General features: G+C 57.5%; 12 protein-coding genes and 1 riboswitch. Of the genes, 5 read left to right on the top strand and 7 right to left on the bottom strand.

All coding sequences use genetic code 11. The features are described from left to right. Positions 1-52 precede the first annotated feature (52 nt). The 6 genes from HMPREF2787_RS07490 to HMPREF2787_RS07515 all read right to left on the bottom strand — a co-directional run bounded on the left by HMPREF2787_RS07490 (position 53) and on the right by HMPREF2787_RS07515 (position 5,815). On the bottom strand, positions 53-544 hold the full coding sequence (locus HMPREF2787_RS07490) for a polyadenylate-specific 3'-exoribonuclease AS (RefSeq protein ID WP_016423018.1): 492 nt from the start codon (positions 542-544) through the stop codon (positions 53-55). A gap of 151 nt (positions 545-695) precedes the next feature. Continuing rightward, entirely contained in the window at positions 696-1,487 is a 792-nt protein-coding gene (locus HMPREF2787_RS07495) for a lysophospholipid acyltransferase family protein (RefSeq protein ID WP_049170252.1), read from the bottom strand. Between the two features lie 102 nt (positions 1,488-1,589). Beyond that, positions 1,590-2,603 (bottom strand): ROK family glucokinase, encoded by a 1,014-nt coding sequence (locus HMPREF2787_RS07500; RefSeq protein ID WP_070858912.1) that lies wholly within the window; start codon positions 2,601-2,603, stop codon positions 1,590-1,592. A 9-nt stretch (positions 2,604-2,612) separates the two neighbouring features. Continuing rightward, on the bottom strand, positions 2,613-3,767 hold the full coding sequence (locus HMPREF2787_RS07505; protein ID WP_049192937.1) for a glycosyltransferase family 4 protein: 1,155 nt from the start codon (positions 3,765-3,767) through the stop codon (positions 2,613-2,615). 53 nt (positions 3,768-3,820) lie between these two features. Then, positions 3,821-4,891 carry an NlpC/P60 family protein gene (locus tag HMPREF2787_RS07510; RefSeq protein WP_350309465.1) on the bottom strand — a complete coding sequence of 357 codons (1,071 nt, stop codon included), beginning with the start codon at positions 4,889-4,891 and terminating at the stop codon, positions 3,821-3,823. Positions 4,892-5,236: 345 nt separating this feature from the next. Beyond that, positions 5,237-5,815, bottom strand: coding sequence for a C40 family peptidase (locus HMPREF2787_RS07515; protein ID WP_070858913.1), 579 nt, complete (start codon positions 5,813-5,815; stop codon positions 5,237-5,239). Between the two features lie 14 nt (positions 5,816-5,829). Next, positions 5,830-5,972: riboswitch (cyclic di-AMP (ydaO/yuaA leader) on the bottom strand. A gap of 413 nt (positions 5,973-6,385) precedes the next feature. Here HMPREF2787_RS07515 and HMPREF2787_RS07520 point away from each other — a divergent pair. Continuing rightward, positions 6,386-7,975 carry a DEDD exonuclease domain-containing protein gene (locus HMPREF2787_RS07520; protein WP_070858942.1) on the top strand — a complete coding sequence of 530 codons (1,590 nt, stop codon included), beginning with the start codon at positions 6,386-6,388 and terminating at the stop codon, positions 7,973-7,975. On the opposite strand, the gene trpD is transcribed toward HMPREF2787_RS07520, so the two are convergent. Next, the gene (gene trpD / locus HMPREF2787_RS07525) at positions 7,972-9,039 is read right to left on the bottom strand and encodes an anthranilate phosphoribosyltransferase (RefSeq protein ID WP_049190496.1); all 1,068 of its coding nucleotides are present in this window, start codon (positions 9,037-9,039) and stop codon (positions 7,972-7,974) included. The two genes, HMPREF2787_RS07520 and trpD, sit on opposite strands and share 4 nt — an antisense overlap. Before the next feature lie 537 nt (positions 9,040-9,576). Between trpD and HMPREF2787_RS07530 the strand changes: the two genes are divergently transcribed. From HMPREF2787_RS07530 to HMPREF2787_RS07545, 4 genes are all read left to right on the top strand, one after another. Next, positions 9,577-10,191: an aa3-type cytochrome oxidase subunit III gene (locus tag HMPREF2787_RS07530; protein WP_088611596.1), complete on the top strand. Its 615-nt coding sequence runs from the start codon at positions 9,577-9,579 to the stop codon at positions 10,189-10,191. Between the two features lie 75 nt (positions 10,192-10,266). Then, positions 10,267-11,157 (top strand): cytochrome bc1 complex diheme cytochrome c subunit, encoded by an 891-nt coding sequence (locus HMPREF2787_RS07535; RefSeq protein ID WP_016423027.1) that lies wholly within the window; start codon positions 10,267-10,269, stop codon positions 11,155-11,157. Continuing rightward, the gene (locus HMPREF2787_RS07540) at positions 11,154-12,365 is read left to right on the top strand and encodes a cytochrome bc1 complex Rieske iron-sulfur subunit (protein WP_049170241.1); all 1,212 of its coding nucleotides are present in this window, start codon (positions 11,154-11,156) and stop codon (positions 12,363-12,365) included. Before HMPREF2787_RS07535 ends, HMPREF2787_RS07540 begins: the two co-directional genes overlap by 4 nt. Then, positions 12,362-13,990 (top strand): cytochrome bc1 complex cytochrome b subunit, encoded by a 1,629-nt coding sequence (locus HMPREF2787_RS07545; protein WP_016423029.1) that lies wholly within the window; start codon positions 12,362-12,364, stop codon positions 13,988-13,990. The genes HMPREF2787_RS07540 and HMPREF2787_RS07545 overlap by 4 nt, the downstream gene beginning before the upstream one ends. Positions 13,991-14,096 lie beyond the last annotated feature (106 nt).

Consider the following 14,096-nt stretch of genomic DNA (forward strand, 5'->3'; position numbering starts at 1 on the left):
GCCCCTGCCAGAAGGGTGTTAGTCAAGTCACCAAATATTCGAACTCCGCTGCTTAATCAAGCGGCAACTTCTGGGCAATCTTTTGAAACTTCAGCAGATTGTGCTGGGCATCTGCCAGCGCGTCGTGCTTACCTGCAGTCTGTTTCGGCAACCGTGGCTTGCCCGCCATCTCCCAGTACTGCTTGAGTTCACGGGTATAGCGCGGCATAAACTGCGGCAGCTTGGTCATATCGCCCCAAAGCTGCACCAACGCAATGTGGTCGTAGGCGCCTACCCAGGCCCACAGCTCTGGGCTGCCCGTACCGGGTTCGGTGAAAAACGCCAGCAGTTCCTCGCGGATCGTGTCCCGGTTCTTCCACAGCGGAGATGAGGGGTTGGGCAGCTGATTGAGCACATTGGCCCGAACCCACGGCCCGGCCTTGCTCTCATTGAACTCGGTAGACACCGCGTAGTACTCGCGGCCATCCTCAGCTACGACACCGATGGAGACAAGATCAATAGTCTTGCCGTCTTCAATAAACTCGGTGTCATAAAAATAACGCACGGTGTGGAATCCTCTCCAGCCTCGGCCTCGCGTCGGCTACCTCGCGACCAAAAGACCGTGGAGCCCTACCGAGCAAATCTTACCCATGCACCGAATCGCCATAGGAAGTGTGCAGCCCCACTGTCGCGAAAACTATCTGCGCCTAATTATTCTAGCGAGCGCGTCGAAACCAGCGACGAGGGGTCGGCTTCGGCCCCGGAGCCGGAGTGGTCAGCTCTCCACCCGGCTCGGTTCCCGCTGGATAGCCGGTGCCGGCCTCCAAGGACTTCTTCACATCAGTCGCGTAAGCATCGACATATTCCTGGCCCGAAAGCTTCTGAATTTCCTTAATCAGGTCATCCGTCAGTGCCCTGGCCGCTTCATACTCATCGCTGTACTTGGCTTTGTACTCCGACGGATCAATCGGGTCGCCGATAATCGTTCCGACCTTCACCGGACGAGGAATCCACGAGCCGATCGGGTTGGCCTTCTCCGTATCGATCATCGCCATTGGGAACACCGGCACACCGGCCTCCAGCGCTACACGCGCCGCACCGGTTTTACCGCGGTACAGTCGACCATCCGGACTGCGGGTGCCTTCCAAGGAAATGCCCAGCAGGTCACCGCGTGACAGCACCTTCAAGCCGGCGTTCAGCGCATCGCGAGCTGCATCACCAGAGGTACGGTCAATCGGCACCTGCCCCACCGAGGAGAAGAAAAACTTCTGGATACCGCCGACAAAGCCCGGCGTGGTGAAGTACTCTGCCTTCGCCAAGAACGTCAGCTGACGGCGGCAGACCAGTGGGAAGAAAAAGTGATCCATCACAGCAAGGTGGTTCGACGCCATCAGCGCTGGACCTTCCTGAGGAATCTTCTCACCACCGATGTAGTACGGGCGATTATAGATCCGCAGCCAAGGGCCAATGAGGATGTACTTAAAGAACTTGTACCAGCGATTATTCACAGTTTAAAACTATACAGGTTCAGGTGGTCCGACGATCCATCTCCGCAGCCATTCCCCCACCTTTTCGCGGGCGAATTCCCCTGCAATCCCCCAATTGACGCTTTACGACGATGCCGCGCCCTCGGCAGCCACAACGCTGCGCGCAATATCCGCCGCACCGATCAACCCAGCATCCGCACCTAGTTCAGCGACCCGCACATCCGCTACCGGACGATAGCCAGCGCCGGTGAGATTGCGGGCAAACTCGGCCTTGGCCTTGTCCAGGTATAGATCAGACGCCGAGGCAACACCGCCACCGATAACAATCAATTCCGGATCAAAGACATCGCCCACCATCGACAGGCCACGCCCCAGCCAGGTAGCAAAGTCATCAATCGCAGCTAGAGCCAATTCATCCCCCTGGCGAGCAGCCGAGACGACATCGGTACCAGTTACCGAGCCGGCCACGAGCCCGTCGGTAAGCCGCGAGAAGTAGCGACCGGATTCAGAGAGTTCCTGAGCGGTGGTAACCAACGCCGTACCCGAGCAGTAACGCTCCAAGCAACCACGCTTTCCGCAGGAGCAGGGACGACCATCCGGCACAACGGTGAGGTGGCCGAATTCCGGCGCCGTGCCGTACGCGCCACGGTAAATCTCACCACCCGGCATCATCGCGCCGCCGATTCCCGTACCCAGCGCAAACAGCACCCAATTATCCGCACCGCGAGCCGCACCAAAGCGATACTCACCCCAGGCGGCCGAGTTGGCATCGTGCTCAAGCTGCAGCGGACATGGGAGAAGCAAGGATAAACGCTTGACGACGTTCGCATCGCGCCACGGCAGATGCGGGGCAAAACGAACCGTCTGACGGTCAGAATCCAAAAAACCAGCTACAGCTAAACCGATGGCGCTGACATCTGGAAAGCGTTCAACCAAGCGCTCGGATGTCTGGACAATGCCACGTTCAATGGCATCCACACTGCCGTCAGAACTAGTCTGAACTCGATACAGCACCTGCCCATCAGCGCTGACCACTGCAGCGCGCAGGTTTGTTCCACCAATATCAAAACCGATAGCCGGGCGATCAGCGGCGTCGGACTCGTCTGAGCTCGGATGAATCGGAATATCGGTGGACATAACAGTTGATTATAAAGGGATTGCGCAGGTTCGGAGAATTCGGCGAGCCCGAGCAGCCATGACCTCCCAGGTCCACGACTGCACAACATGCTCCCGACCACAGGCTCCCATCGCCGCCGCGCGCTCCGGATTATCCAAAATCTCAACCAGCCCGGTGGCGACGCTGCGCTTCGAGGCCCCGTCGACAACGATGCCAGTTTCGCCATCGATAACTGTCTCCGGGGCGCCACCAGACTTGCCAGCTATGACAGGGACACCGCAGGCCTGTGCTTCCAAGTAGACAATGCCGAGGCCTTCTACATCGAGGCCACGTCCGCGGGTTCGGGCGGGCATGGCAAAAATGCTGGCCGCATTGTAATAGGCGGGGAGGTCATCATAAGAGACCTTGCCGGCAAAAATGACCTGCTCGGAGACCCCGAGCTTTACTGCCAGCTTTTTCAATTCTCGGTTCAACGGACCAACGCCCACGATCAGCAACCTGGCATCCGGGTGCTGCTCAAGAACCTTAGGCATGCTGCGAATCAGCATATCTTGGCCTTTTCGGCGCACTAGCCGAGAAATACAGACGATAAGCGGCTGGGACTCACCGATTCCGTGGTGCTGCCGGATCTTCTGTCCCGCCTCGGGGTCCGGAGAAAATCGCTCGATATCGACACCGGAAGGCAGGCGTTCAAATGCTGTTTGCGGACCAAAGGCTGCCGCAAATCGACCACGGGTGTAGCGGGAAATATAGGTCACAACATCGGAGCTCTTACCAATGCGCCTCAGCATCTGGCGGGCCAATGGCAGCATCGACCAGCCCACTTCATGTCCGTGAGTGGTAGCAACGATGCGGGTGGCACCTGCGCGACGGCATGCGTCGGCAAGCAAACCAAGTGGCGCGGCGGCACCAAACCATACGGTGTCAATGCGTTCGGTGCGAATAATCTGAGCGGCGCGACGAGCTACGTGCGGCAGTGGCAGCAGCACGGAATCACGCATGCGGTAAACACGGTACGGTAGCGACTCGTCGTAGGCGCGGAGCTTTTCCTTCGGAGCTCGCGAGGACGCGAGGACTACGAGGTTCTCCGGATCCAAACGAGCACAGAAATCACGCAGGTAGGACTCGATTCCACCATCGCGAGGCGGGAAGTCATTCGTAATGAGCAGTACGCGCGCAGACATGGAGCCGAGTTTATCTACCTTGACTAAAAGGACGCGAGGCCACCTGCCGCTAGTTAGAAGCGGACAGCGCCTTGGTACGGGCCACCCTGGTCGATGGAAACGACCTGGACTGGAATACCGTAGTCGGAAGCATGGACAATCTGACCATTGCCGATGTACATGCCCACGTGCGTGATTCCCGGGTAGTAACCGATGATGTCGCCCGGCTGCAGCTGGTCGCGGCTCACCGGAGTACCACCGGCGAGCTGCGCCTGCGAGGTCCGCGGGATGGACTTACCAATCTGCTGGTACGCCCAGTACATCAGACCCGAGCAATCGAACTCAGAGGGACCAGCAGCTCCCCACGAGTACGGGGAGCCCAGCTTCGACATCGCGGCATCAACTGCGGCGGAAGATCCGAGCAGTTTATCCAGCCCTTCGGTAATTGGGTTGTTCTTGGAAATCCAGATTTCCCGCTGTTCGGGGCTCAGCGAATCAACCATGGACTTGACATGCTCGGCGCGCTCATCAAATTCGGCGCTGCGCTTGTCCAAATCATCGCGACGCTTAGCCAGGTCATCGAGCTGCTTGCGGATATCGCCCTGCAGACGCAGCGCATTGGCCTTACCATCCTCAGCATCCTTGCGGGCTTGCACCGCACGGCTGACGACTTCATCGTTGTCGCGGAACATCTTGTTGATGTAACCGGCACGGTCGATAGCGTCCTGAGCACTGGCAGATCCCAGGGCGGCCGACAATGGGTCGACGATTTCACCACGCATCCGCTTCTTCGCGAAGTAAGAAATCTCACCAGAGAGCGCCTTGAGGTCATCCTGTGCTCGGAGAACCTGATCCTCAGAGTGCTTCAGCTCCCCCTCGGCGTGCCGGAGTTCCTCTTCCTTGGCCTGAACCTGGGAATCCAGCTCGGTAACTTCCTCAGAAACCGCTTCGGTATCCCGAGAAATCCTCTCCAGCTCTGCAATAATGCCGTCTGCAGTAGCCAGATCCGGGGCTGGCTGTTCATCCTGTGCAGACGCAATCGGCGCCAAACCTACGGCGCCAAAGGTTAGCCCAGTCACGACCGTAAGCCCGACTACACCGCGACGAGAGTTGTGGCGACGACGAGAGACACGGTGACGCGACAAATCCAAACCCTTTTCAAGTTGTGTATTCAAATTTCTTCCCCGAAAAACAAAACATCAAACCACTTGACGCATTCGAGCAAATTGTAGCAGCCTTGCCGGGGAACAACACACCGACAAACCGCCAGCACAAAGGGGTATCCAAAGGGAGTAACCAGGATAGCCCTTCGACTCCACGCATTGCGTAACCGCAGTAGAAAAACAAAAATGAGGCGAGCACCCCTATAGTGCTTTACGACGCGCATAGCGTCAGCACCCGGGCGCTCGCCTCAGTGCCCCCTCACTCAAAAGAGAGCCAAGGCTCTGCGGGGCATCAAGGCCCCGCAGGTTGTCATCCGTTCAAACAGATTAGAAGCGGACGAAGTTGTGAACCGGCATGTAGTTCATCGGAGCTTCCTTGACGACATCGCCGGACTGCGGAGCGTGAATCACGTTGCCGTTGCCGGAGAAGATGCCGACGTGGGTAGCGCCAGAGTAGAAGGAAACGATGTCACCCAGTGCCGGGCTGGAGACCGCGGTACCCTGGGAAGCCTGCGCCTGGGAGGTACGTGGGATCGACTTACCGACCTGCTGGTATGCCCAGGAGGTCAGACCGGAGCAGTCGAAAGAGTTCGGACCGGTAGCGCCCCACACGTACGGGGAACCGATCTTGGAACGTGCAGCGGAGACGATAGCCGAACCAGTGGACGGTGCTGCAACGTTTGCAACGCTGCCGGAGGTAACCTCACCTGCGATGTGGTTGAACTTGCCAACAACATCCTGCATACCTGCAACCTGCGGGGTATCGAAGCCGTTCAGTGCGCCCTGGATGTCGTTCAGCGGGTTAGCGTTAGCGGTCGGAACTGCGAGAGCGGTAACGCCGGCGACAGTTGCGCCAAATGCGACTGCGTTGCGTGCAAAGTTAGAACGGCGGTGGTGCTTGCCCATTGTTTTGAAACTCCAAAATCTTCCTGTTTAGCCGACCGGGTTAGCTGACGGGTTCGGAAGAATGGAAGACTTCCTACCCTCCGGGATTTCCCTTTGGGATTCACCCCATGGTTCGAGGTGGGTCCCCGGCTCGAATCCCCTGAGGCTCTCACTACTTAGACCCTCAGGACCTTCGATAAGGCTCTGTGTTTTCTTATCAATGACCGGCACCAACTCAGTGGCCCCGTTTCAATGTCTCGATAAGGTTACGAAATGGCATCAAGTTTTGTCTAGCCGTTTGTCCAGAAAACCGCTCGAGGCCCGGTTGTTACCATCGATAGAACTAAACCGTTACCAAGCTGTTACAACTAGACACTCCCCCTATAGCGGAATAATAACAGTTTGATAAACGTGTCACTACCTGGCATTTTGAAGTCCGCCGAGAACTTTACACTTAATGCCTTAAAGTCGACACATTTTTATCGCGGGCTCAAAACGTGTTTTATGTCACACTCCAGCTTGCAACAGCTCAATTTGCTCAAGTTTCACAGTTTTAACACCACTAGGAGCGCTCAGCATAGGATTATTGACGTGGATTCAGGACAACAGCACTTCCCTCTCGAAGGCACCGTCGATGATTCTCTTTTCAACACCACCTTTGTCGTCGTAGACCTGGAAACGACCGGATTGAAGGCCAAAAACGACCACATCATTGAAATTGGGGCCATCAAAACCCGTGGCGGTAAGACAATTGGCACCTTTTCCAGCTTCATCGACCCCGGTATGGAGATCCCCGACCACATCACATCTCTGACCGGCATCACTACCGCCGATGTTGAAACCGCCCCACAGCTCGGCACAGTTATTACTCAGTTCCTCGAATTTGCCCGGGGAAGCGTCTGGGTTGCGCATAATGCCAAGTTCGATATTGGATTCCTCCGCCAGGCTTGCACAGATTTGGGCCTAGATTGGCCGAGCCCCAGTGTCGTAGACACCCTCACGTTGGCGCGTCGCGTCCTCGACCGCTCACAAGTTGGCAGTTTCAAGCTCTCACAGCTCGCACGGTACGTCGGTTCTCCGAATCGCCCCACCCACCGGGCGCTTGACGACGCAATCGCAACCGTCGACGTCCTTCACTACCTCGTGGAGAGACTAGCTGGCGATGAAGTACAAACAGCGTCCGAGCTAGTGCACTACTCGCCCACCGTCGCTCCAGAGGTTCGTGCTAAACGGCACCTTGCCGATGGAGCTCCGCACACCCCTGGTGTCTATGTTTTTCGGTCAAGAAATGACGACCCCTTATATATAGGTACAGCTCTCGATTTGCGACGTAGACTTCTGCAGTATTTCAACGGCACTGATTCTCGTCGCAAGATTACGGAAATGGTCTCTCTAGCCGAACGCGTCGAGATCATCGAGTGCCCGCACGGCTTCGCTGCAGAAATCCGCGAGGCTCGTCTGATTTCTGCACTCCGTCCGCCCTACAACCGACAACGCACCGAACCAACCCGCGGCTGGTACATCGTCCCCACTAGCCCCGGTCGGCCTGCCAAGATTAGCCGGACAGTCACCGACGCCCGCGGCCTAGGTCCTTTCCGCACGCGCGACACCGCTACCGCCATCCGCGACAGGTTCTCTGCGCTTAACGACGACTTTGCGATAACAACCGCTCAGATCTCCACCACCGGCGCAGACGAGATCGCAGACATGATTGCAGAGATATCAGCACTTGCCGAAGCACACCGCTTCCAACGCGCGGCAGTGCAACGTGACCGCGCCGCGGAGTTCATTATCAGCTTGGACAAGCAGCAGCGCCTGAGCATGCTTGCCGCCATCCCATCTCTGCAAGCCGCTTTCCCCGATGGCAATGGCGGCTGGCATCTAGCGGAAATTCGCTACGGCAGGTTGGCCGGCGCCAGCACCGCACCACGTGGCGCGGAAATGAACTACATCATCGAGCTCATGGAGAGTTCAGCCCAAACAGTCACTCCAGATGATTCCTTATATAAAGGAGCATCGATTGATGAACTCAGTATTATCTGGAAATGGCTGCAGCGCCCGGAGGTACGAATAAAGCCCACCGGAGGCGAGTATTCCTACCCTAGGTTAGGCGCAGGAAAATACCTTCAGTGGGCAATTGACGCGCAGCAAGCACGTCGTGAAGCGCGACGCGAACCTTAACCCTTCATCGCCGCGGTAAGGATGTCCAAGCACAGCCCCGACTGGAGCGTTTCCTTGACCTCTTCAATGGAGTCGGCCATAGCTTCCTTTAGCGGACGGCCACTCAGACCACGCGAAATGGCGATTGCGGCGGCGGAGTTAAGGATGACTGCATCGCGAATCGGGCCTTCGAGCTCGCCAGCCCAAATGCGACGTGCAACATCAGCGTTGTAAGCAGGGTCACCGCCACGCAGCGCGTCAATTTCGGAGTACTCCATGCCATAGTCATGTGGATCGATGGCATCTTCGGCAACTCCACCGTTTTCCACAATAAAGACCTTGGTGGGGCCAGTAACGGTAATCTCGTCGAGGCCATCGCTTCCGCGAACCACCAGCGCGCGCTGACCACGGCGGGCGAAGGTGTCCGCCATCGTCTCCATCTGATCTTCGAAGGCACAGCCAATCAAGCTCGCCTGCGGGCGTGCTGGATTCGTCAGCGGCCCCAACAGGTTGAAGACTGTCGGAACCGCTAGCTCCTTACGCACCGGTCCAGCGAAGCGCATGGCCGGATGAAAGCGAGCGGCAAAGAGGAAGCGCACGTAGAAATCCGGATGTTCCGGAGAAGTAACGAGACCGTTCTCAATGTCGATGCCAAAGGCCTCCAGCATGTCAGCTCCGCCCGACTTCGAGGAAGCCGCGCGGTTACCGTGCTTGAGCACCGGCACACCGCTGGCCGCGATAACAATCATGGACATCGTGGAGATGTTGACGGTATTTGCGCCATCACCACCGGTGCCGACGATATCGACTGCACCGCGCTCAATAACACCGGCGAGCTGTGGATCATGAACTGGGCGGGCAAATGAAAGCATGCCCTCAGCCGCAGCATCGAGCTCGGCAGCCGTAATCCCCTTGGCGAGGAGACCGAAAGCAAACGTTGCGGTCTGCACGTCTCCGGAAGCACCGGACATGATTTGATCCATGGCGAATCGAATGCCCTCACCGGAAACTTCGCGGCCAGCGCCAATCGTGGAGAGAACATGGCGCCAGTTTTCGACCGCCCTCTTATCGCCGATCTCGCTCATCGCCACTCCCTTCCACTAGATAGTCAAGTCTGTATTCGTACTTTATTAATACAACTGCACCTAGGTACTGCTGGCTATCCCGCCCACCAGGCGCACCACATCACAGGGCTGTTGAAAAAAATCCCACCGTGATGTACGTAATAAGACAAGATACCTCCCCCATATATCCAGCGCATCACCAGGTCCACCTTTTGCGTTCACCGAAAATCTCACCCCCATTGGGGCAACTGGAAAAATACGATATTAAACAGAGCCGAACCTGCGATAAACTAACCGACAACTGATGTCGCAGTATCGCTAACCCAGGTTCACCGGAGGTGAACCTGGCAGTCCAGGGGATGGACACCGCGCAACTCAGCACAACCAAACCCTCGAATTCGCCCGCGTCGGATAAAGACACCGGAAAGTTCCCATCAGGGGGAAAAATTAGTGAAATTCTCAGAAACCTTTCCTCGCGACCTGGGATTTTAGGAATTTTTATACAAAAACGGGGGTTGCAACGTGACTACTCCTTAAGAACAGTACATACTGTTAGTTGTGACGAGCGCAGTTGAAAATCAAGGTATGACAGCACCACGTCGTGCTGCGACACTGAACCGACCGAATATGGTCAGTGTCGGCACGATTGTGTTCCTGTCTCAGGAATTAATGTTCTTCGCCGGTCTGTTCGCGATGTACTTCGTGTCACGCGCGAACGGCCAGGGCGATTCGTGGGATTGGGGTACCGGCCACCTCAATGTCCCGTACGCACTATTGATCACCGTGATCCTAGTGTCGTCTTCGTTCACTGCCCAGTGGGGCGTGTTCGCGGCCGAGCGTGGCGACGTTTTCGCACTCCGTAAGTGGTACGCACTGTCTACCGCCCTGGGTGCAATCTTCCTCGTCGGCCAGGCTTACGAGTACTTCACACTGGTTAGCCACGGTCTGACCATTCAGAACTCCATTTACGGTTCGGTCTTCTTCATCACCACCGGATTCCACGCAGCCCACGTCCTCGCGGGTGTGCTGGCTTTCGTTGTGGTGCTTATCCGTACCTCCAAGGCGAAGTTCACCCCGGCACAGGCCACTGCTGCCATCGTGGTCTCGTACTACTGGCACTTCGTCGACGTCGTGTGGATTGGCCTGTTTATCACCATCTACTTCATCCAGTAGGCCGTATTGGCCGTCCTTTGTTTAGTACGGCCTACAGCCCATCCACTTTCCACGAACAGTATTAAAGGGAAAAAGATGGAAAACACTACCTCCGAAACCAAGGACACCACGTCCTTGGCTGCGGCCCCGAAGTCAAAGGGCCGCCGCAAGATGCGCCGTACTGCCTCCGGCATTATGGCTATGGCTCTCGCCCTCACCGGCGCGGGCTTCCTCGCTAATGCTCTGACCCCTGATGCACAGACGGCTACTGCTCAGCAGGATGAAGCCGCAATGATTCAGCAGGGCAAGGAGCTTTACGACGTTGCTTGTATTACTTGCCACGGCGCCAACCTTCAGGGCGTTAAGGACCGCGGCAAGTCGCTGATCGGCGTCGGCGAAGGCTCGGTTTACTTCCAGGTTCACTCCGGTCGTATGCCGATGCTCCGCAACGAGGCTCAGGCAGCACGTAAGACCCCGCGTTACTCCGAAGAGCAGACGCTGGCTATCGCAGCCTACGTCCAGGCTAATGGCGGCGGCGCCGGCATCGTCCGCGACGAGGACGGCTCCATCGCTATGGAGTCGCTACGCGGTAAGAACGCTGGCCCGAACGGTGAGCTTGACAAGGCTGACGTTGCTCGCGGTTCCGAGCTGTTCCGCCTGAACTGTGCATCCTGCCACAACTTCACCGGTCGTGGCGGCGCACTGTCCAGCGGTAAGTACGCACCGGTCCTGGATCCTGCAAATGAGCAGGAAATCTACCAGGCCATGCTGACCGGCCCGCAGAATATGCCGAAGTTCTCTGACCGCCAGCTGTCTGCTGACGAGAAGAAGGACATCATCGCCTACATCAAGAACGCCAAGGAAACTCCGACCCCGGGTGGTTGGGGCATTGGTGGCATCGGCCCAGTTGCTGAGGGCCTTGTCATGTGGATTGTAGGCATTGTCGCTCTCGTAGCGGCCGCTCTTTGGATTGGATCCCGCCGATGAGTAATAACGAAAACAAGAAGTACAGCTCCGAAGAGCTGTCGAAGATGAGCAATGCGGATCTCGCTCGTCTGGGTGCTGAACTCGATGACGTGACCATTGCTTACCGCAAGGAACGCTTCCCGATTGCCAACGACCCGGCTGAAAAGCGCGCGGCTCGTGGTGTCACCATCTGGCTGGCACTGTCGGTCATTCTTGGCCTGGCATTCATCGCCATCTACCTGTTCTACCCGTGGCACTACAAGGGGCACGGCGAAGAGGGTCTGTGGCTGTACACTATGTACACCCCGCTGCTGGGTATCACCATCGGTGGCTGCATCGTCACCCTGGGTATTGGTGCAGTTAAGTTCACCAAGCGCTTCATTCCGGAAGAGATTTCGGTTCAGCGCCGCCACGATGGTCCGTCCGAAGAGGTCGACCAGAAGACCATCGTTGCCCTGCTGAACGATTCTTGGCAGACCTCCACCCTGGGTCGTCGCTCCGCTATCAAGGGCCTCCTTGGTACCGGCGCCGTCCTGGCTGGTATCGGCATGATCCTTCCGCTTGGCGGCATGATTAAGAACCCGTGGAAGCCACGCCACGACGTTGACGTCACTGGTGACGGCACCCTGTGGACCACTGGCTGGACTCTCGTCGAGAAGGGCCACAAGGTTTACCTGGGTCGCGACACCGGCGCTATCGCTGAAGAGGGCGTACACGGCTACACCACTAAGGGCGTTTCCCGCCTGGTTCGCCTCCGCCCAGAGGACCTGTCCGCAGGTTCCATGGAGACCGTCTTCCCTCTTCCGGAGGAGGACGTCAACGACGGCGACAAGTACTCCAAGGATGCTGATGTCTACGAGGCACACATGCACTCGATTCACGGCTCCCGCAACTCGGTCATGCTGATCCGTCTGCGTTCCCAGGACGCTGAAAAGGCAATCCTGCGCAAGGGTCAGGAAGACTTCCACTACGGCGACTACTTCGCCTACTCGAAGATTTGTACACACATCGGTTGCCCGACTTCTCTGTACGAACAGCAGACGAACCGTATTCTCTGCCCATGCCACCAGTCGCAGTTCGATGCACTGCACTACGGCAAGCCGGTCTTCGGTCCAGCTGCTCGCGCTCTTCCAGAGCTGCCGATCAGCGTTGACGAAGAAGGCTACATGTACGCAGAGGGCAACTTCATTGAGCCCGTCGGTCCGGCATTCTGGGAGCGTCAGTCATGAGTAATCCAACGAAACTAGCAACCGCTGCTAAGAATATGGATGACCGCTACACCCTGTCTGGCGGCATGCGTAAGCAGCTCAATAAGGTATTCCCTACCCACTGGTCCTTCCTGCTGGGCGAGATTGCACTCTACTCCTTCGTAGTCCTGCTCTTCTCGGGTGTTTACCTGACTCTGTTCTTCGACCCGTCGATGTCGAAGGTCATTTACGACGGTGCCTACGCGCCGCTCAACGGTGTCGAGATGTCTCGCGCCTACGAGACCGCCCTGCAGATCTCCTTCGAGGTTCGCGGTGGCCTGTTCATTCGCCAGATTCACCACTGGGGTGCTCTGCTGTTCGCCGTGTCCATCATGGCGCACATGTTCCGCATCTTCTTCACCGGCGCATTCCGCAAGCCGCGTGAGGCTAACTGGGTCATCGGTTCCATCCTCCTGCTGCTGTCCGTGGCAGAGGGCTTCATGGGTTACTCCCTGCCGGACGACCTGCTTTCCGGTGTTGGTCTGCGTATTATGTCCGCAATCATCATCGGTCTGCCGATTATCGGCACCTGGCTGCACTGGATGATGTTCAACGGCGACTTCCCGGGTGACATGATTATCCCGCGCCTGTACATTGCACACGTGCTGATTCTCCCGGCCCTGCTGCTGGGTCTGATTGCCGCTCACCTGGCTCTGGTCTGGTACCAGAAGCACACCCAGTTCCCTGGCGCAGGTCGTACCGAGAACAACGTCGTCGGCGTTCGTATTCTCCCGATCTTCGCAGTCAAGTCCGTTTCCTTCGGCCTGATTACGTTCGGCTTCCTGGCGCTATTCGCTGGTATCTTCCAGATCAACGCAATTTGGAACCTTGGCCCGTACAACCCGGCGCAGGTTTCCGCTGGTTCCCAGCCGGATATCTACATGCTGTGGACTGACGGTGCTGCCCGTGTCATGCCGCCGTGGGAGCTCTACTTGGGCTCTTACACGATCCCGGCAGTCTTCTGGGTCGCCCTGCTCTGTGGTGTTCTGGTTGTCCTGCTCTTCGCTTACCCGTTCATCGAGGCGAAGATCACCGGCGACAACGCCCACCACAACCTGCTGCAGCGTCCGCGCGACGTGCCGGTTCGCTCCGGCCTGGGTGCCATGGCTCTGGTCTTCTACACCCTGCTGACTCTGTCCGGTGGTAACGACCTGATCGCATACCACTTCCAGATCTCGCTGAACGTGATGACCTGGGTTGGCCGTATCGGTCTGATCATCCTGCCTCCGATCGCTTACTTCGTCACTTACCGAATCTGCATCGGCCTGCAGCGCTCTGACCGCGCTGTCCTGGAGCACGGCATCGAGACGGGCATCATCAACCAGCTACCTGATGGTTCCTTCATCGAGGTCCACCAGCCACTGGGTCCGGTCGACGAGCACGGCCACGCCGTTCCGCTCGAGTACCAGGGTGCTTACGTCCCGAAGACCATGAACGAACTGGGCGCCGCTGGTAGCCCGGGTCGCGGTAGCTTCTTCAGCCCGGACTCCCCGGAGATCGCCGAAGAGGCAGCTCGTATCGAGCACGAGAACCACGAGCAGCAGGCTCAGATGTTCCGTGACCTCGAAGCTCAAAACGCTGAAGAGCGTCGCCAGCTCGAGCAGTAAAACTCCGCGGTAGGTTTTCTACTGCGCTCAAATAAGACCACCCCGGTCCGCATCCACTTCGGATGTCGACCGGGGTGGTTTTTGTTACCCAGATTCTTCCGATTTC

The sequence above is a fragment of the Corynebacterium sp. HMSC061H03 genome (assembly GCF_001838215.1).
In the GTDB taxonomy this organism is placed as follows: Bacteria; Actinomycetota; Actinomycetes; order Mycobacteriales; family Mycobacteriaceae; genus Corynebacterium; species Corynebacterium jeikeium_D.